At 69.0% G+C, this 18,254-nt stretch carries 13 protein-coding genes and 1 pseudogene; 9 read left to right on the forward strand and 5 right to left on the reverse strand.

Annotation, left to right across the window (positions count from 1 at the left end; translation table 11 throughout):
• Positions 1–38: 38 nt before the first annotated feature.
• Positions 39–1,553: a CYTH and CHAD domain-containing protein gene (locus ACZ41I_RS01145; RefSeq protein ID WP_399769050.1), complete on the forward strand. Its 1,515-nt coding sequence runs from the start codon at positions 39–41 to the stop codon at positions 1,551–1,553.
• A 97-nt stretch (positions 1,554–1,650) separates the two neighbouring features.
• A complete protein-coding gene (locus ACZ41I_RS01150; protein WP_468512878.1) occupies positions 1,651–3,621 on the forward strand; it encodes a TIGR03960 family B12-binding radical SAM protein in 1,971 nt (656 codons plus the stop codon).
• A gap of 930 nt (positions 3,622–4,551) precedes the next feature.
• On the opposite strand, the gene ACZ41I_RS01155 is transcribed toward ACZ41I_RS01150, so the two are convergent.
• Both ACZ41I_RS01155 and ACZ41I_RS01160 read right to left on the reverse strand, forming a co-directional pair.
• On the reverse strand, positions 4,552–4,725 hold the full coding sequence (locus tag ACZ41I_RS01155; protein ID WP_399769056.1) for a hypothetical protein: 174 nt from the start codon (positions 4,723–4,725) through the stop codon (positions 4,552–4,554).
• A 393-nt stretch (positions 4,726–5,118) separates the two neighbouring features.
• A pseudogene (locus tag ACZ41I_RS01160) lies at positions 5,119–5,844 on the reverse strand (recombinase family protein); the annotation flags it as partial.
• A 351-nt stretch (positions 5,845–6,195) separates the two neighbouring features.
• Here ACZ41I_RS01160 and ACZ41I_RS01165 point away from each other — a divergent pair.
• Positions 6,196–7,131, forward strand: a complete 936-nt coding sequence (locus ACZ41I_RS01165; RefSeq protein WP_468513071.1) for a DUF5996 family protein — start codon at positions 6,196–6,198, stop codon at positions 7,129–7,131.
• 32 nt (positions 7,132–7,163) lie between these two features.
• Here the strand turns inward: ACZ41I_RS01165 and ACZ41I_RS01170 are convergent, their stop codons facing one another.
• Complete coding sequence (locus ACZ41I_RS01170) at positions 7,164–7,637, reverse strand: VOC family protein (RefSeq protein ID WP_397994593.1); 474 nt, start codon at positions 7,635–7,637, stop codon at positions 7,164–7,166.
• A gap of 580 nt (positions 7,638–8,217) precedes the next feature.
• Here ACZ41I_RS01170 and ACZ41I_RS01175 point away from each other — a divergent pair.
• On the forward strand, positions 8,218–8,649 hold the full coding sequence (locus tag ACZ41I_RS01175) for a hypothetical protein (RefSeq protein ID WP_468512879.1): 432 nt from the start codon (positions 8,218–8,220) through the stop codon (positions 8,647–8,649).
• A 153-nt stretch (positions 8,650–8,802) separates the two neighbouring features.
• Here the strand turns inward: ACZ41I_RS01175 and ACZ41I_RS01180 are convergent, their stop codons facing one another.
• Together ACZ41I_RS01180 and ACZ41I_RS01185 are read right to left on the reverse strand one after the other, a co-directional pair.
• Positions 8,803–10,008 carry a cytochrome P450 gene (locus ACZ41I_RS01180; RefSeq protein ID WP_468512880.1) on the reverse strand — a complete coding sequence of 402 codons (1,206 nt, stop codon included), beginning with the start codon at positions 10,006–10,008 and terminating at the stop codon, positions 8,803–8,805.
• Positions 10,008–11,012, reverse strand: a complete 1,005-nt coding sequence (locus ACZ41I_RS01185) for a DUF1259 domain-containing protein (RefSeq protein ID WP_468512881.1) — start codon at positions 11,010–11,012, stop codon at positions 10,008–10,010. The genes ACZ41I_RS01180 and ACZ41I_RS01185 overlap by 1 nt, the downstream gene beginning before the upstream one ends.
• A gap of 250 nt (positions 11,013–11,262) precedes the next feature.
• Here ACZ41I_RS01185 and ACZ41I_RS01190 point away from each other — a divergent pair, with 250 nt between their 5' ends.
• The 5 genes from ACZ41I_RS01190 (at position 11,263) to ACZ41I_RS01210 (ending at position 18,220) form a co-directional block, all read left to right on the forward strand.
• Positions 11,263–13,707: a GH92 family glycosyl hydrolase gene (locus ACZ41I_RS01190; protein WP_468512882.1), complete on the forward strand. Its 2,445-nt coding sequence runs from the start codon at positions 11,263–11,265 to the stop codon at positions 13,705–13,707.
• A gap of 186 nt (positions 13,708–13,893) precedes the next feature.
• Entirely contained in the window at positions 13,894–14,121 is a 228-nt protein-coding gene (locus ACZ41I_RS01195; RefSeq protein WP_363214823.1) for a hypothetical protein, read from the forward strand.
• Between the two features lie 259 nt (positions 14,122–14,380).
• A complete protein-coding gene (locus ACZ41I_RS01200; RefSeq protein WP_363214822.1) occupies positions 14,381–14,845 on the forward strand; it encodes a hypothetical protein in 465 nt (154 codons plus the stop codon).
• 124 nt (positions 14,846–14,969) lie between these two features.
• On the forward strand, positions 14,970–17,588 hold the full coding sequence (locus tag ACZ41I_RS01205; protein WP_468512883.1) for an amino acid permease: 2,619 nt from the start codon (positions 14,970–14,972) through the stop codon (positions 17,586–17,588).
• A 32-nt stretch (positions 17,589–17,620) separates the two neighbouring features.
• A complete protein-coding gene (locus ACZ41I_RS01210) occupies positions 17,621–18,220 on the forward strand; it encodes a DUF3159 domain-containing protein (protein WP_468512884.1) in 600 nt (199 codons plus the stop codon).
• The last annotated feature ends 34 nt before the right edge of the window (positions 18,221–18,254 follow it).

Consider the following 18,254-nt stretch of genomic DNA (forward strand, 5'->3'; position numbering starts at 1 on the left):
CTCTGCCGCGCCGCACCGCGGCCCACTAGATTCAATTCATGGCGGATGCGAAACGCGAGATCGAGCGCAAGTACGAGTCCGACGACAGTGGGCTGCCCGACCTGACCGGCGTCGGCGGCGTGGCGGCCGTCCTGGACAAGGGCCTGGTGGAACTCGACGCCACCTACTACGACACCGCCGACGAACGCCTGGCCGCCGCCTCCCTCACCCTGCGCCGCCGCACCGGCGGCTCCGACGCCGGCTGGCATCTGAAGTTCCCCGTCGCTCCCGGCGTGCGGGACGAGATCCGGGCCCCGCTCTCCGACACCGTCCCCGAGGAGATCGGCGCCCTGGTGCGCTCCCGAGTCCGGGACGCCGAACTGGTGCCGCTGGTCCGGCTGCGCTCCGCCCGCGATGTGCGCCACCTCGTCAGCGCCGACGGCACCCTGCTGGCCGAGGCGAGTGTCGACGCCGTCACCGCCGAGCGGCTCACCGGCGGGGGCGGGGCCGCCCAGTGGACCGAGATCGAGGTGGAACTGGCCGACGACGGCGACCCCGCCTTCCTGGACCTGGTGGAGAAACGGCTGCGCAAGGCGGGGGTGCGCCCCTCGGCGTCGCCGTCGAAGCTCGCCCGCGCCCTGGAACAGACCGCCACGCAAGAGGCCGCAGGACGCCGGCGCAGGAAGAACGAGCCCGCGCCGCCGCAGACCGCCGGCGACCACGTCCTCGCCTATCTGCGCGCCCAGCGGGACGCCCTGGTCGAGCTGGACCCCGCCGTCCGCCGGGACGTGCCCGACTCTGTGCACCGCATGCGGGTCGCGACCCGCCGGGCCCGCAGCACCCTGCGCAGCTTCGGCTCCGTCCTCGACCGCGCCGTCACCGACCCCGTCGGGGCCGAGCTGAAGTGGCTCGCGGGCGAGCTGGGCCTCGACCGCGACCAGGAGGTGATGGCCGAACGCCTGACGGCCGCCCTCGACGCCCTCCCGTCCGACCTGGTCGCCGGCCCGGTCCACGAACGCCTCACCGCCTGGGCCGAGGACCGGCACGGCGGGGCACACGCCCGTGTCACCGGCGTCCTGGACTCCCGCCGCTACCTGACCCTGCTGGACACCCTGGACGCCCTGCTCACCGAGCCACCCCTGCGGAAGGCCGCCGGGAAACAGCCGGAGAAGGTCCTCGCCAAGGCCGTGGACGAGGACCTGGCGACCCTGTCCGCCCTGATCGAGCAGGCGATCGCCACCCCGCCCGGCGAGAACCGCGACATCGCCGTGCACGAGGCCCGCAAGAAGGCCAAGCGCACCCGGTACGCGGCCGAGGCGGCCACCCCGGCCCTCGGAGCACCGGCCCGCTCCCTGACCAGGGGAATGAAGTCCCTGACCACCCTGCTCGGCGACCACCAGGACAGCGTCATGACCCGGCTGACCCTGCGCGAGCTGTCCGCGGTGGCCCACGCGGCGGGGGAGAGCACGTTCACGTACGGGGTGCTGTACGGGCGCGAGGAGGGACGGGCGGCGCAGGCCGAGGCGGAGCTGCCCGGACTGTGGAGGGAGATCGGGTCCGCGGCGTCCGGCTGAGCGCGCGCGGGAGGGGTCTCCGGCTGAGCGTACGGGGGAGTCCGCCGGGCGGGTTACGCTTGATGGTCACCCCTGTCAGCTCACGAAGGTTCGCGAGATGCCTGCCGAAGCCGCCGAGTCGGTGTTCCCGCAGCTCGAAGCACTGCTCCCGCATGTGCAGAAGCCCATCCAGTACGTCGGCGGAGAGCTCAACTCCACGGTCAAGCCGTGGGACGAGTGCGACGTCCGCTGGGCGCTCATGTACCCGGACGCGTACGAGGTGGGTCTGCCCAACCAGGGCGTCATGATCCTCTACGAGGTCCTCAACGAGCAGGAGGGCGTCCTCGCCGAGCGCACGTACAGCGTGTGGCCGGACCTGGAGGCGCTGATGCGCGAGCACGGCGTCCCGCAGTTCACCGTGGACACCCACCGCCCGGTCAAGGCCTTCGACGTGTTCGGCCTGTCCTTCTCCACGGAGCTGGGCTACACGAACATGCTCACGGCCCTGGACCTCGCCGGGATCCCCCTGGAGTCCAAGGACCGCACCATCGACGACCCGATCGTCCTGGCCGGCGGCCACGCGGCCTTCAACCCCGAGCCGGTCGCCGACTTCATCGACGCGGCGATCATCGGCGACGGCGAGCAGGCCGTGCTGGACATGACCCGGATCATCCGCGAGTGGAAGGCCGAGGGCTGCCCCGGCGGCCGCGAGGAGGTCCTCTTCCGCCTGGCGAAGACCGGCGGGGTCTACATCCCGGCCTTCTACGACGTCGAGTACCTTCCCGACGGCCGTATCGCCCGCGTGGTCCCCAACAAGTCGGGCGTCCCGTGGCGCGTCTCCAAGCACACGGTCATGGACCTGGACGAGTGGCCGTACCCCAAGCAGCCCCTGGTCCCCCTGGCCGAGACGGTCCACGAGCGCATGTCGGTGGAGATCTTCCGCGGCTGCACGCGCGGGTGCCGCTTCTGCCAGGCCGGCATGATCACCCGCCCGGTGCGCGAGCGCTCGATCACGGGCATCGGCGAGATGGTCGACAAGGGCCTCAAGGCGACGGGCTTCGAGGAGGTGGGCCTGCTCTCCCTGTCCTCGGCGGACCACTCGGAGATCGGCGACATCGCCAAGGGCCTGGCGGACCGGTACGAGGACGACAAGATCGGCCTGTCCCTCCCCTCCACGCGCGTGGACGCCTTCAACGTGGACCTGGCGAACGAGCTGACGCGCAACGGCCGCCGCTCCGGTCTGACCTTCGCCCCCGAAGGCGGCTCGGAGCGCATGCGCAAGGTCATCAACAAGATGGTGTCCGAGGAGGACCTCATCCGCACCGTCGCCACGGCCTACGGCAACGGCTGGCGCCAGGTGAAGCTGTACTTCATGTGCGGCCTGCCCACGGAGACCGACGACGACGTGCTGCAGATCGCCGACATGGCGACGCACGTCATCCAGAAGGGCCGCGAGGTCTCGGGCTCCAACGACATCCGCTGCACGGTCTCGATCGGCGGCTTCGTCCCCAAGCCCCACACCCCCTTCCAGTGGGCGCCGCAGCTCTCGGCGGAGGAGACGGACGCCCGCCTGGCCAAGCTCCGCGACAAGATCCGCGGCGACAAGAAGTACGGCCGCTCGATCGGCTTCCGCTACCACGACGGCAAGCCGGGCATCGTCGAGGGCCTCCTCTCCCGCGGCGACCGCCGTATCGGCGCGGTGATCCGCGCGGTGTACGACGACGGCGGCCGCTTCGACGGCTGGCGTGAGCACTTCTCCTACGACCGCTGGATGGCCTGCGCCGCCAAGGCTCTTGCCCCCTACGGCGTGGACGTCGACTGGTACACCACCCGCGAGCGCACCTACGAGGAGGTCCTGCCCTGGGACCACCTCGACTCCGGCCTGGACAAGGACTGGCTCTGGGAGGACTGGCAGGACGCACTCGACGAAACAGAGGTCGAGGACTGCCGCTGGACCCCGTGCTTCGACTGCGGCGTCTGCCCGCAGATGGACACGGCCATACAAATCGGCCCGACCGGGAAGAAGCTGCTGCCGCTGACGGTCAAGAACGCAGGTCAGGCACCCGCTTCGAGTGGTCACGCGCACTGAGGTGAACGCGGGGACGCCGCTGCCGGGCCCCAGCAGTACCCCGCACATCGTCTCCGAGGCGGAGTGGGTCTGAGGCACATTCCGCGTCTGTGCGCGACCCTGCCTGGCCCCGCGAGCCCCCTTGCCTGATCGGGAGGGGGCTCGTTGGCGTTCGGTGACTCGCTCGCCAACCCGGCCGCCGCACCCTCCGCCCAAGCGCATCAACGGCCGCGCCCGGCCCCCACGCCACCGCCACCACGATCCGGCCTCATGAAGGGAAAGCCGCAACAGCAGCTAGACCCCAACGCCCCGGCTCCGGGGCCACCGCGCACCCCTTTCCACCCGGTTGCCTACACCAGTAGATCGGATCAAGACCCGGGGGGCCGCGCCAAGCGCGGCGGCGCCGGCCGGTCGCCGCCGCGCCGCCTCACTTGTCTTCGCCACCGGCCGCACGTCGCCGCCCGTCCGTCGCCGCACGCAGCGGCCACATTCCAACACGGGCACGGGCGCGAACGGTGATCCCCAACAGCGCAGGCCAAAGACGCTTTGTGTCACCGCAAGAGGCCGGATCGTGGTGACGGCGGCATGCGGACCAACGCTGCCAGATGCGCGGGCGTTCGTACGACCCGCTGATCCGCGCACCAGGCCACCGGCCGGACGGCGGGCGCAGCCATGAGAGGCGGAGAACCCCTCTGTGGCTGGGGCGGTCGGCTCCGCGACTTTAGCCAGCCACTTTGGCGCGAGCCTCGAAGATCATGGCCCTAACGTCGTGCCTTACCGGGCAGGTCCACAGACTGCCCGACGCGCCGGAAGCTTACGGGGCCATGATCACTCGCGCCAAAGCAGCTCCCGGCCAAAGTCGCTCCGCCGACCGCTCTGTCTGGTGCGACACGCACATGGACAAGAAGTTGTTGATCCAGAATGCAGGCATGGACTTAACACCCCCTGCAATCAGCTGCTGTCGTGGCACTCGCGTTCGGTGGGGGACTGGCAGTCCTGGCACAGTTCGTGCCGCCCCTGGGAAGTGATCACGGTTCCCCAGCCGTTGCACACCTCGCAGTCTGCAGCCAGAGCGGCGTTGGCGCGGGGGTTGGACTCGGGAGCGGCCATCGTTCCGTAGGTCATTGAGATTCTCCTGGCGTCGGGGCTGTCCCGGTGATGCACCCCTTGACTGCACAGTGCTTACTTTATTCCGTTTTATGTCCGTTTGCGCCCGTTCATGCAGATTTTATGACCGTTTTACCTGTAGTGGTAGCCGAACCACGCCCGCGGCCGGGGAATCGATCCCTGAAGTGATGCCGTGGCGGTGGTCGGCCGACGGTCGAGGGGGTCGCGGCGACTGCACTGGAAACACCCAGGTCAGCGTCTCCCTGATCAGCACCCACCCGCATACGCGATCTTCCAAAGTCGCGCCCAGCTCGGCGGCCGTATCTGCCACCGCGTCAACGACCCCGGCACCCCCGAAATGACCTCGGGTGACCTGAACAAGGACGCACCTTGGCCATTGCGCCGAGCGGAAGCGGGCTTCGGCCTCATGGCGGCGTTGCGACCCCAGTGCAGTGCCCGGCGCGCCTCCTGGTCGATGACGAGAACGACCCTGCCGTCCTCGTTCTCCGCCGTTTGATAGCCGTACGCGGGCTTGCCCACCAGCCAGTCAGTCTGTGTCTTGACGTAGTTCCACAGGCTTGCGACGCGCGTGCTCGTATTGGCAGCCTCGATCTCGGCGATGCCACCGATGATCGTGACCATGATCTTCCCGGCTGTGGTGGTCAGGTCGATCGAGTCGTTCTTGGAGACGAGGTTTTTCCCGTACTTCAGGCACCAGTCGATCATGGTGCTGAGGTCACTGAGCCGCCGCACGAAACGGTCCAGCTTCCATAAAAGGATCTCGTCGAACTCCGGCGCCCTGTTGTTCAGCCAGTCGCCGAGTTCCTTGCGCTTCCACGGCGGAACCTTCGTAGCCGACACGTTCAGGTCGCTGGCCACGCCGACGACTCGGCTGCCGCGGTCCAGGGCCAGCTTCCGGAGGTCGAGTTCCTGACGGACGGGTGACGTCGTGTCGTCGGTGAGCACGGACAGCCGTACAGACAGCAGGGCCCGTGGGGCGTCGTCGGGTAAGAGCGCTTCAGCCTTATTCAGGTCGTCCAAGAGGGCTAAGTCCGCGTCGGTCCACTCGGCCTCAACTGAGTACGGTGCGCGGTCAGTTGCTATGCGCGTCCTCGTTCGCTTCGCCGTGACCAGCACCGTAGCGGATATGACCCCGTTGGTGTATGGCCGCCATGGACACGAACATCCAGGCGGGTCCGACGGGCAAGAAGCTGCTGCCTCTGACTGTGGTCAACAAGTAGCCGGTCGGGCCTCGTGCGGCAGGGAACGCAGAGGCCCTCGCTGGGTGATGTGTGGACTTGCGTGCCGGAACCGCTGCGGCCGATGAGCCTTCCCAAGGCGGACGGTGGGGAGCGGGCCGCGCGGTTCGGGCGTCAGTCCTCGCAGCGCTGTTCTGCAGGGCAGATGAAGGGCAGCCTGGCTGAGCAGATGCCTCCGGCCCCCGGCGCGGGTGCCGGACGCCGCCCACCAGGTCATCATGGGACCGTGATGGAGCTTTTCCCACCGATGCCGTTGACGGAGTGGCGGGACACCAAGGAGACCCTGCACCGCTTCGAACAGATCGTCGGCAAGATCCGCCTGGCGGCGAGCACCCGGCGCAACCACTGGTGGAACGTCCCGTTCCATGTCACGGGACGGGGCATCACCACGCGTCCGATGGGTCTGGTCGACGGGAATCCGATCTTCACGATCGACTTCGACTTCGTCGACCACCGGCTCATCGTCGCGACGCTGGACGGCGAAGAGCGGTCCTTCCCGCTTCTGGGCCAGTCCGTGGCGTCCTTCCACGACGCGACCCTTGCTGCCCTGACCGCGCTGGGCGTCCGGGTGGACATCGCCATTCCCAGGCCCTTCGACCTGCCCGACGCCGGCCGGCCGTTCGCCCAGGACACCGAGCACGCGACCTACGATCCGCTGGCCGCCAACCGCTACTGGCGGATCCTGAGCCAGGTGGCGTCCGTGCTGGAGGAGTTCGCGGCGGGTTACTCGGGAAAGAGCAGCCCGGTGCACCACTTCTGGCACACCTTCGACATCGCCCACAGCCGGTTCTCCGGGCGACAGACCGACCAGCCTCGGCAGGCGGACCCGGTGACTCGGGAGGCGTATTCCAGGGAAGTGATCAGCTTCGGCTTCTGGTTCGGCGACGACACCTTCCCCGAGCCCGCCTTCTACTCCTACACCGCCCCCGAACCCGCCGGCCTGGCCGGGGAGCCGCTCAGCCCCGTGTCCGCGCGGTGGATCACGCGCGGGGACAACCACTTGGCCGTGCTGCGCTACGACGCGGCCCGCGTCGAGAGCGATCCCCGTGCCGCCGTCCTCGCCTTCTACGAAAGCGCCTACCGGGCCGGGGCCGGACGCGCCGGATGGGACATCGCGACGCTCGCGTGCCCCGGAGGCATCACGGACGCGGTCCGGCGGATCTGACTTCCGGTCCGGAAAGTCCGACGATCGAGCGGTCAGGCTTCGGTGTCGGTGCGCGCCAGGATGCCTTTGAGCAGCCCCGTGGCCTGGCCCACCTCGATGAGGTAGCCGTCCGGATCGCGCATATAGCAGCGCAGCTCGGCACGGCGGTCGATGGGCGGGGTGAGGAACTCGGCCCCTTTGGCGCTTGCCGTGGCGTAGAAGTCGTGGATGTCCGCCACCCGTACGTTCAGAAAGCTGGAGACGGTGTTGGGGTCCTCTGGTGTGCGCAGGACGACATCGGGTTTGTCGTCGGTGGGCCCGCCGCCCGGGTTCATGATGATCCAGCTGTTGGCGACCTTGACGATGCAGGGATTCTCATCCAGCACCACCCGCCCACCCAGTATGTCGGCGTAGAACGCGCGCGAGCGAGGGACATCGCTGACCGTGAGGAAGTGGGTGAGCACCAGGCCCTCGGCCGGTGCGGGAAGGTCGCCGGCTGTGGCGCCGGCAGACGTGACGTCGGACATGTGTCGAGCGTATGGCGCGCATGGCCATGCGGCATTCCAAGCCGGTCCGCCTCTCGTTGCCTGATGCGGCATGGGAGCAGGCGTGGCCGGGCCGGGCACCGAGCGCAGTTTTGGAGCCGTTGGTGTATGGCCTGCCATGGACACGCAGATCCAGGTGGGCCCGACCGGGAAGAAGCTGCTGCCCCTGACTGTGGTGAACGCAACCGGCGGCTCGTGACGACGGTGAAGAGGTAACCCGGTCCGTCGGCTGTCCGCCGTGGTGCGCCGTAGGGTCCGTGACCCGGGCTGTGGGAGTCGGGCTGGCCGTCGGCGTCTTCTTCGGGGCTTTCGCCCTCGTCGAGGCCACGCATGGGTGGGCGCAGATCAGGAACGCCGACCCGGCGCCCGCTTCGGCCGGTCGTGGACATGGCGGACGTCACCGAACGAGCACGGTCGACGTACTCCGCCGTACTCGATGGCAGGATCGTGGAGGCCGGGCCTCAGTTGCCGGCCGGACGCCCGTAACCGCTGCCGGAGCCTCTTCGCCGACGCCTGGGAGCGGACGGCTGACCTGTTCATCCACACCCGCACAGACAAACTCGTGGCAGTCACACACACGTACAAGGGACGCATCGGCCCGTGGGGGCTCGTCGCCCGCGTCACCCTTGACGTCCAGCCCCTGGACGAGCCGCCGCGCGAGGCGCGCAGAATCGACGACTCGGCCGTCTGGTGGCTGCCTGCGCAGGGGCTCACGCCGGCGGACGACAGGTGGATGGCGTTCGGCGTCGCACTGGTGGCCGAGCAGCTCGACGCCCTCAGAGGGGGAGCCGACGCCCTGCTGGTGCGGGTGGACGACTGGGACGTACCCATGCTCACGGACTACCAGGAGGAAGTCGCCGCCGCCGCCGTCATCGAGTGCCTGCGGCAGAACTACGGCGTCGGCGGCGTCGACATCGGTGTCACCTTCGACCGGGAACGCGACCGCTACCGGTTCACCTGGGACGGGGCGTCGGTCGAGCCGGGCCAGGGGTGATCCGGGCGTCGTGGTGGAAAACGAGGGTCGGCGATGAGCCCCGGGGCAGCGCACCGCCGGCCTGGACGCCGGCACCGTGCGCCCCTGCCGGCGGTGCCCATCGGCCGAGTGACCCGATGCACCATCCCTCTGCGCGCTGCCGCCTGGGCGCTTCTACCAAGTCACCGGTAGTTCGAGTGGAAACCGCCTGATCGTCTTCGTGTCCCACCGCACCTCCTCCGGCGGCACCGCGAGCCGCAGGCCGGGGAATCTCTCCACGAGCCGCCCGATGGCCGCTTCGAGCTCTGCCATCGCCAAAGGCATCGCGATGCACCGGTGTCCGCCCCAGCCGAAGGTCATGTGCGGAGCGCTTGGGCGGTCGAGGTCGATGACGTGCGGGTCCGGGTAGCGTTCCGGGTCGCGGTTCGCCGTCAGGTACGACACGTGGACGAAGTCGCCTGCCCGGATGTGTGCACCGTCCAGTTCCACGTCCTCCAGAGCCACCCGGGGGATGCCGACCCCTTTGCGGAACGGGATGTAGCGGAGCAATTCGTGCAAGGCGTCGGTCAAGGTCTCCGGTCGGCGCCGGAGATGCTGCATCAGCTCGGGACGTGTCAGGAGCAGGTATGCGATGTTGCTGATCTGGCAGGTCGCCGTGTCCTGGCCGCTGAGCGCCAGCGTCAGCGTCATGACCGCCAGTTCCTTGTCGTCGAGCTGTTCCTCGCCTTCCCGTGCCGCCGCCATCGCGCTGATGAGGTCGGGGCCGGGTGAGATCCGTCGTTGTGCGGCGAGTTTCTCGAAGTAGGCCGTCAGATCGGCCTTGGCTCTCGTGGCGGCCTCCTTGTTGTCCGCGCCGACGATGAGCAGTTGGTGCACGGACTCCTCGACCCAGGACCAGTCCTCCGGTGCGATACCGAGGAGGTCCAGGATGGCGTGCTGGGGGAGCCTGTCGGAAAGGTGCTGGACCACATCCGCCGGCGGTCCCTGTTTCTCCATGTCGTCCAGCAGGAAGTCCGCAAGCTGGACGATCCGGTGCCGCGTGCTGTCGACTTGCTGCTGAGTGAAGGCCTGCGAGGCCAGGTGGCGGATGCGGCTGCTGTGCGGGGGATCCATCACGTTGATGGACTCCGGCGAGACGATGGGCTCCGGCGTCATCCGGGGGTAGTCGCGGCCGATGACGCCCGCCCTGCTGAACCGCTGGTCGGTGGTCACCTGTTTGACGGCGTCGAAGCCCGTGATCAGCCAGGCATCCGCGTCGCCGTAGGGAAGCCGGATGCGCGTGGGAGATCCGCGTTGCATCAGCTTCGCGAGCGCAGGGTCGAAATCCAGGGCTTCGCTGAAGTCGAACGGGCAGATGGGTGTCTCGTTGTCCGCGGTCATTAACCGACTCCTCCGGGCATGGGTACGACGTTGGTGGTGTTCACGGCCTTGCGAACGGCTTCGGCGAGCCTGACGGCGTCGCCGATGGCCCAGTAGTGGATGAAGAACAGGCGTGGTTCGTCAGTCAGGTTGTGGTGGTGCAGCTCGACCAGTTCGATGCCGCCGCGTCGCAGGGCCGTGAGGGCGGGCTGGACCTCGCTTGCGATCAGGGCCAGGTCGCCGCTGAGGGCGGCTCTTCCGCCGCCGAGCGGCTGGAAGTTGACGGAGGTGGTGGCGCCCAGCCCCGGCGGCAGGACCACATGGCCGTCGGCGACCGTCTCGCGACGGACGTAGGTGCACTTGTAGATCTCACCGTCAGCGGCGCCCTTGACGCCCATGGCGGCGTCGATGGCGGCGCAGTCCAGGTCGACCGGCGGCGAAGAGGCGGCGGGTTCGGCAGGCGGGGTGCCGGTGCACTTGAACGCGGTGTGCAGGCCGCGGGCGACGGCGACCGGATCGTGACCGTGGGCGTGCACGTGCACCCACCAGCAGTCCGGCTCGTGGGCGAGCAGGTGCTTGTGAAGGGCGGTCAGCATGATCCCGTGCTCCTGCAGGACGTCGCAGAAGCGCTGCAGTTCGCGTTCGGTGACCACGACGTCGCCCATCAGAAGCGTGCTGTGGTCTGTGTACCGGACGAAGGACACGTGTGTGCCCAGGGCGAGCGCGGGATCGATCCGAACGCCATGGGAGAAGACCGTGAGGTCCCGGCGCGGGAAGGCCGTGTGGTACATGAATCGCCGCATGTCACCGGGCCGGCCGAGAACCTCGCCCACGTCTGCCCAGTCCGCCAGCCTGGTCATCACCGGTTCGACCAGGTCGTGACCCTCCCGGCCCCCGGACAGGGCGCGGGCCCGGTCCGGCACGCCGGTGAGGACCGGCGCAAGGGTGGCCGCGGCCAGCAGACGGCGCCGGGACGTGGTGAGTCGGGATCGGGTTTCCTGCTGCCGCTCGTGCGTCATTGTCATATGCCTCCTGGGATGATCGGAGCATCGGAATCCGCCTTGCCCGGTGATCGACGCAGTGACATCCCCCAGGTGGCCTAACGTTCACGTGACAACGGCTCGCCGCGCGAGCTCTCGGGCAGGTCACCGCTCCCGCGCCGGGCAGGAACCGCCCCGCCTCGTTTGCCCCATCCGCCTGGTCACTCACAGCCCACTCATGGATACTCCTGGTGACGGGGTGGCTGCCGGGTCGATGTGGTCAGGGAGGCTCCATATGCCCCTGCTGGCGAAGTCGTGGCGATGGGGCCGCTTACTCCTGGCCATAGCCGTCACTGCCGGGATACCGACCGCTGCCACGGCCCCCGTCCGGGCAGCGACCGACGACGGGACCGGCAGCATCCCGCAGGACCTCACCCAGTACGTCAACCCCTTCGTCGGCACGAAGAAGACCGGCAGCACCAGCTACGACGGAGGAAACACCTTCCCCGGCGCCGACGCTCCCTTCGGCATGGTGCAGTGGAGCCCGGACACCCCCAGTCCCCAGCCCGGCGGCTACGCCTACACCGACCATGAGATCCGCGGCTTCAGCCTGACCCACCTTTCCGGCGCCGGCTGCACCGGTGCCCAGGACCTGCCCTTCATGCCGCACGTGGGCTCGGTGGCCGAGTCGCCGGCCAGCGGGCCCGGCGCCTATCTGGACGGCTTCTCGCACGATGCCGAGTCGGCGCGGCCCGGCTACTACGGTGTCACGCTCGCCTCCGGTACGAAGGTCGAGCTGACCGCGACCCAGCGTTCCGGCGCCGGCCGCTTCACCTACCCGGCCGGCCGTACGGCATCCCTCCTCATCGATCTCTCCGGTTCCCTGCGTGGCGCGTCCGACGCCCGAGCGACCATAGACAAGACCCGCCGCGCCATCACCGGCTATGTCACCGGCGGCGGCTTCTGCGGCAGCAGCAACCGCTACCGCGTGTATTTCTCGGCCGTCTTCGACCAGCCCTTCGCCGCCGTCGGCACATGGCGCGACGGCATCGTCTCGCCCGGTGGCACGAGGGTCGGCACAGCCCCGGCCAAGGACACCGCGAAGCAGGCCGGGAACAGGAAGCAGACGCAGGGCGGCGTGCAGCCCGCGGGGGCCTATGTCACCTTCGACACCACCCGGTCACAGACCGTGGGCGTCAAGGTCGGCCTGTCGTACGTGAGCACGGCCGGCGCCGCCGAGAACGCGGCGCGGGAGCAGGGCTCGGCGTCGTTCGACACCGTCGCTGAGAAGACCCGGGCACAGTGGAACGCCCGGCTGCACCAGATGGAGATCGCCGGCGGCACCGACATCCAGCGAACGACCTTCTATACGGCCCTCTACCACTCACTCCTCCAGCCCAATGTCTTCGACGACGTGAACGGCCAGTACATCGGTTTCGACGGGCAGATCCACAAAGTCCGCAGCGGCCACCACCAGTACGCCAACTTCTCCGGCTGGGACATATACCGCTGTGAGGCGCAGCTGATCGCCCTCCTCGCACCGGACGTGGCCTCGGACATCGCCCAGTCCATGTACAACCAGGCGCGCCAGGCCGGTGACGTGTGGGACCGGTGGTCGGTCGCCAACGACTTCGCGGGCGTCATGAACGGCGACCCGTACCACTCGATCCTCGCCAGCATGTACGCCTTCGGGGCCACCGACTTCGACGCCGGGGCAGCCCTGGCCTCCATGGTCAAGGGCGCGACCACCGTCCAGAACGCCGGCGCCCGTTACGTCGAGCGGCCCGGTCTCGCCGACTACCTGTCACTCGGATACCTGCCCGACGACGTGTCGACGACCCTGGAATACACCACCGCCGACTTCGGAATCGCGGCACTGGCCGGACGGCTCGGCGACACCGGCACCCAGGCGACGTTCATGAAGCGGGCGCAGAACTGGCGGAACCTGTTCAACCCCGCCGGCTCCTGGATTCAGCCACGCAGCCGCACCGGCTCCTTCGAGTCGCGGTTCAAGCCGGCCGACAACAAGGGCTACGTCGAGGGCAACGCCGCCCAGTACGAGTGGATGGTGCCGTACGACCTCGCCGGGCTCTTCGCGGCGATGGGCGGCAACGGCAAGGTCATTCCCCGGCTCGACGACTTCTTCACCGCATTGAACGCCGGGCCGGACGAGCCGCACGCCTTCCTGGGCAACGAACCGTCCCTGAACTCTCCCTGGGTGTACGTCTATGCGAGCGCCCCCTACCGCACCCAGAGCGTGGTCCGCCGCGCCGTCAACACCCTGTGGGGCCCCGGCCCCGACGGCGAGGTGGGCAACGACGACCTGGGCACCCTGTCGTCCTGGTACGTCTGGTCGGCACTCGGTATGTATCCACAGGTGCCGGGCCGGGCCGAACTGGTGCTGGCCAGTCCCCTGTTCCCGGCTGTCACCGTGCACCGTGACGGCGGCCGGCCGATCAGGATCAACGCGCCCGGTGCGGACGCGGACACGCCCTATGTGCATGCCTTGAAAGTCAACGGCGTCCCCTCCTCCAGGGCCTGGCTCCCGGAGTCCTTCGTACGCGAGGGCGGCACCCTCGACTACACGCTCGGCGACACCCCCGACACGACGTGGGGCACTGCCCCACGTGACGCCCCGCCGTCCTTCCGCGGTGGACAGACCTCGTCCCCCACCCGCCCGCAACCGGTCACCTCGCAGCCACCACACCACTGTGCACGGCGCCACCACCGTCACTTTTAGTGCCCTTGGCCGCTTAGCGAACAGGGTATTTCCTAAAAACGGCACGTAGTTTAAGGGCGTGTCAATCGAGTGGCTTCGCCATTTGTTAGTACCGTGTGGTAAAGCGGAGTATCACCGCAGGTCATGCCCTCGGGTGACCTTAAATGAGAGTCCTCGGGTGCGCCCTCCAAGTATCCAAGGAGGCCAATGTCCATCCAGGGTTTCGGTGGACTGTCTGTACTCGAAGTCCACCCACTTCAGAATGTCGTATGCAGGAGTGGCAGCCGCCACAAAGCCACGATCGGCCTGGCAGGTGTACTGGCCTGCGTGATCAACGGTGACACGCTGACCAGCGTGCTGCACGAGGCCGCCTGGTTGGTGGTGGCGATCACGATTCTGGTTCTCGTGCAGTTGGTCGCGGCCCGCCTTCCTTGACCGCGGCCGTGGCGGTGAAGGCCCCCCGGACCTCGTGGTCCGGGGGGCCTTCGGTATCCGCGCACGGATTCCGACGGCTCGTCCACTCAAACGGACCAAGGAAAGGAGTCGTGAAGCGGAATGACAGTCTGACCATGCGAATGTTGGCGAGCTCAGTCATCCGAGATCCGGTACCACCGGTATCCGAGGAAAAGGAGGAATGCTCGTCATGCGAGGAGCAACGTCAGCAAAGACGCGATCGGCACGGGCGAGATGGGGGGTGAGACTCGTCGGCGCCGGTATGACCGCGGTCGCGGCGCTCGGTGTCGCCGCCGGCCCCGCGTCGGCCCAGGCGGGTCCCCCGAGCGACGCGGGCGTCCAGCCCGTGGAAGTCGAAGACAACCCGCCCGTGTCCTGCCCCGCGGGCGCGACCGGGTTCCGCGTGGAGGATCCCACCACCGGAACCGTCTCGATCCCCGGCGACGGAACGTTCCAGCTCACCGTCACCGACACCACGGCGGGGCAGGTGTTCAGCTTCAGCATCCCCGCCACTGATCAGCGCGCCGCGGTCAAGGTGACCGCCAAGGGCGGGACCGGCGGCGCCAACGTCTACACGTACGACAGCACGACGGGCTTCCCGACCGGCATCACGATGGACGGATCGCTCCACGCCCCGATCAACCCCAGCGGCAAGTTCGCGGACCTCAGCCACATCGACTTCTGCGTCATTCCCAGCAGGTACTGACAGGAACTGCTGAGAAAGCGACCACCTGAGCCCCGTCCCATCGCGGAGGGGCTCAGGGGGTTTCCGGCGTGTGCCGCCGCCCTGCGCTGTTGCGGAGGCGAGCGCCCCCGCGTTGCAATCAAGTGTGAGGCACTTTGGCGGCGCCGAGTCCGCCGACCGCCCCGCTCCCGGGACGGCGGCCGGCCGTAAGGGACTCAAGAACGACGCCCTGGGCATGTTCTCCTCGGTGGCCATGGGCCTGGCGTCCACCGGCCCGGCGTACAGCCTGGCCGCCACGCTGGGCCTCATCGTGGCCGGGGTCGGACTGCAGGCCCCGATCGTCACCATGCTGGCGTTCATCCCGATGCTCCTGGTCGCGTACGCCTTCCGGGAGCTCAACGCGAGCAACGCCGACTGCGGGACCACCTTCACCTGGGCCACCCGCGCCTTCGGGCCGCGCACCGGCTGGATGGGCGGCTGGGGCCTCATCGTCGCCAACATCATCGTCATGGCGAACCTCGCCGCGATCGCCGCCGCCTACGGCTTCCGGCTGGTGGGCCTCGACGGCCTGGCGGGCAGCCGGCTGTGGACCACCCTGGCGGGCATGGTCTGGATCGCCGCGCTGACCGTGATCTGCTACGTCGGCATCGAGGTCTCGTCGGCCGTCCAGCGCTGGCTGCTGTGCCTGGAAGTGGTGATGCTGGTCCTTTTCGCCGTCGCCGCGCTGATCAGGGTCTACACCGACCCCCCGGCGACGGCGATCCATGTCTCCGCGTCCTGGTTCAACCCCTTCAGGGTGCCCTCGGCGACGGCCCTGACCTCGGGCCTCCTCGCGGGCGTCTTCATCTACTGGGGCTGGGACACCGCCTTCTCGGTCAACGAGGAAACCGTCGACAGCACCCGCGTCCCCGGCCGCGCCGCCGTCCTGTCCACGGTGCTGCTGCTGGTCATGTACGGGCTGGTGGCCACGTCGGCGCAGGCCTTCGCGGGAGTCGGCACCTCGGGCATCGGGCTCGGCAACACGCACAACTCCGACGATGTGCTCTCGGGGCTGGGCGAGGCCGTGTTCGGGAGCCAGGGCACGGGCCTGCTGCTGTCGAGACTGCTGATCCTGATGGTGCTGACCTCGGCGCTGGCCTCCGCCGAGACCACCATCCTGCCCCTGGCCAGGACCGTCTTCTCGATGGCGGTCCACAAGGCGGTCCCCTCCCGGTTCGCCCGGGTCCACCGCAGGTTCCTCACCCCGACCTGGGGGACCGTCGGCATGGGAGCGGCCTCGATCGCCCTGTTCGGCCTGCTGGCGTCGTTCAGCCAGAACGTCCTGGCCGACTCGATCGACTCGGTCGGTCTCGCGATCGCGTTCCAGTACGGCCTGACCGGATTCGCCTGCGTCTGGTACCACCGCAAGATCCTCAACCGCAGCACCCGGGACCTGGTCTTCAAGGGCTTGCTGCCCGGACTGGGCGGGCTGATCATGGCCTCGCTGTTCCTCTACGCCACCTTCGTCGTCTACGCGAACCCCAGGTACGGCATGACCACCGTCGACCTGCCGCTGATCGGCAGGACGGGCGGGGTCACGGTCCTGGGCCTGGGCGCCCTGCTGATCGGTCTGCTGCTGATGCCGGTGGTCACCCGTGGTCACAGCGTGGCCCTCAAACTCCAGCGGAGCCTGCTTCCACGCCGCCTGCCGCCGCACGCCGCCGTGGACTCGGCGAGCCGCTATCTGCCCGCCGACAGCGGCTCCGGAGTGGGCGGCGACTGGTACGACGTCATCCCCCTGTCCGGCAGCCGGGTCGGACTGGTGGTCGGGGACGTGCTCGGACACGGCATGCGCGCCGCGGCCACCATGGGACGCCTGCGCACGGGGGTGCGCGTGCTGGCCCGGCTGGACCTCGCCCCCGACGAGCTGCTGTCCCGCCTGGACGACCTGGTCGACCAGACCGGGCAGGACGGCGGCCCCGGCCCGGGCACCCGGCGGCAGCAGCAGCCCGACGCGGCTCTGGGCGTGAGCTGCCTGTACGCGGTGTACGACCCGGTCTCGGGAACGTGCAGCCTGGCGCGGGCCGGGGAGTCGGTGCTGGCGGTCGTCGCGCCGTACGGGGGCGTGGTCGACCCTCTTCAGCTGCCGCCCGGACCGCCGTTGGGCGTCGCCGGCCCGCCCTACCGGAGCACGGAGGCGGACCTGGCGCCGGGCAGCCTCCTCGCCCTCTTCACGGACGGCCTCCTGCAGGCGGCCGACGACCGTGCCGCCGGGCTCGCGCAGCTGTCCCAGTGCTTCGAGGGCGCAGGCGCGTCCCTGGCGGCGCTGTGCGACAGGGCGGTGACCACCCTGCTGCCCGGGGCGGTGGACGTGGACGCGACGCTGCTCACGGTCCGCACCCGCCGGCTCGACCGGAACCAGTTCGCCGAGTGGGCGCTGCTCGCGGACCCGGCGGGGGTGGCGACCATCCGCACCGCCGTCAGCAAGCAGCTCGGCGACTGGGGGCTGGACGACCTGGCGTTCACCACCGAACTCATCGTCAGCGAACTGGTCACCAACGCCATCCGCTATGCCGGCGGCCCGATCCAGGTACGCCTGATCCGCGACCGGACCCTGACCTGTGAGGTCTCCGACACCGGCCACACCTCGCCCAATCTGCGGCACGCCGCGAGCGATGACGAGGGAGGCCGGGGCCTGTTCATCATCGCCCAGATGACCCACCACTGGGGCACGCGCTACACCGCGACGGGCAAGACGATCTGGACCGAACAGGACCTGCCGTGACGAACCGCCGACGCCCGACGGAAGGAGCTCCCATGGTGCAGCAGACGGCGGCGAGGGCCCCGGCCAAGAAGCCCGTCAGCACGGGCGGCGTCTTCCTCTCGTTCGCCCCCTGGATCATCTTCGGCGTGGTCGCGAGCCCGAGTACCTGGGAGTACGCGGCCCTCGCCGCACTGGTCGCCTCGATCGTCCTGTCGGGAGGGGACATGCTGCGCGGCACACTCCGCATCCTCGACATGACCGGCATCGTGTTCTTCGCCGTGCTCACGGTCCTCGGGCTGGCCCTGGCCCGCGGGCAGCTCCTCTGGGTGGAGACGTACGCCCAGGTCATCTCGAACGGACTGGTGGCCGTCGTCGCGCTCGGATCGCTGTTCGCCGACCCCTTCACCGCGCAGTACGCCCGCGAGTCGACGCCCCGTGACGTGTGGGACTCACCGGTGTTCAAGCACATCAACCAGGTGCTGACAGTCGTGTGGGGCACGGCCTTCGCCCTGATGACGCTCTCGACCTGGCTGGCCATCCGCTTCCCCGCCCAGGACGACTGGTTCAACTGGGTCGTCCCGATCGCGCTGCTGGTCATGGCCGTGAAGGTCACCGAGCGCTATCCGGAGTCGTACAAGGCGCGCACGACCTGACCGGATCCGAACGGGCGGGCCCGGCGTCTACCCC

Source organism: Streptomyces sp. NPDC030799 (assembly GCF_055572255.1).

What these genes read in the sequence shown, in the direction of transcription:
- ACZ41I_RS01145 (WP_399769050.1), top strand. Translation starts at nt 39, where the DNA reads ATGGCGGATGCGAAACGCGAGATCGAGCGCAAGTACGAGTCCGACGAC.
- ACZ41I_RS01150 (WP_468512878.1), top strand. Translation starts at nt 1,651, where the DNA reads ATGCCTGCCGAAGCCGCCGAGTCGGTGTTCCCGCAGCTCGAAGCACTG.
- ACZ41I_RS01155 (WP_399769056.1), bottom strand. Translation starts at nt 4,725, where the DNA reads ATGACCTACGGAACGATGGCCGCTCCCGAGTCCAACCCCCGCGCCAAC.
- ACZ41I_RS01165 (WP_468513071.1), top strand. Translation starts at nt 6,196, where the DNA reads ATGGAGCTTTTCCCACCGATGCCGTTGACGGAGTGGCGGGACACCAAG.
- ACZ41I_RS01170 (WP_397994593.1), bottom strand. Translation starts at nt 7,637, where the DNA reads ATGTCCGACGTCACGTCTGCCGGCGCCACAGCCGGCGACCTTCCCGCA.
- ACZ41I_RS01180 (WP_468512880.1), bottom strand. Translation starts at nt 10,008, where the DNA reads ATGACCGCGGACAACGAGACACCCATCTGCCCGTTCGACTTCAGCGAA.
- ACZ41I_RS01185 (WP_468512881.1), bottom strand. Translation starts at nt 11,012, where the DNA reads ATGACAATGACGCACGAGCGGCAGCAGGAAACCCGATCCCGACTCACC.
- ACZ41I_RS01190 (WP_468512882.1), top strand. Translation starts at nt 11,263, where the DNA reads ATGCCCCTGCTGGCGAAGTCGTGGCGATGGGGCCGCTTACTCCTGGCC.
- ACZ41I_RS01195 (WP_363214823.1), top strand. Translation starts at nt 13,894, where the DNA reads ATGTCCATCCAGGGTTTCGGTGGACTGTCTGTACTCGAAGTCCACCCA.
- ACZ41I_RS01210 (WP_468512884.1), top strand. Translation starts at nt 17,621, where the DNA reads ATGGTGCAGCAGACGGCGGCGAGGGCCCCGGCCAAGAAGCCCGTCAGC.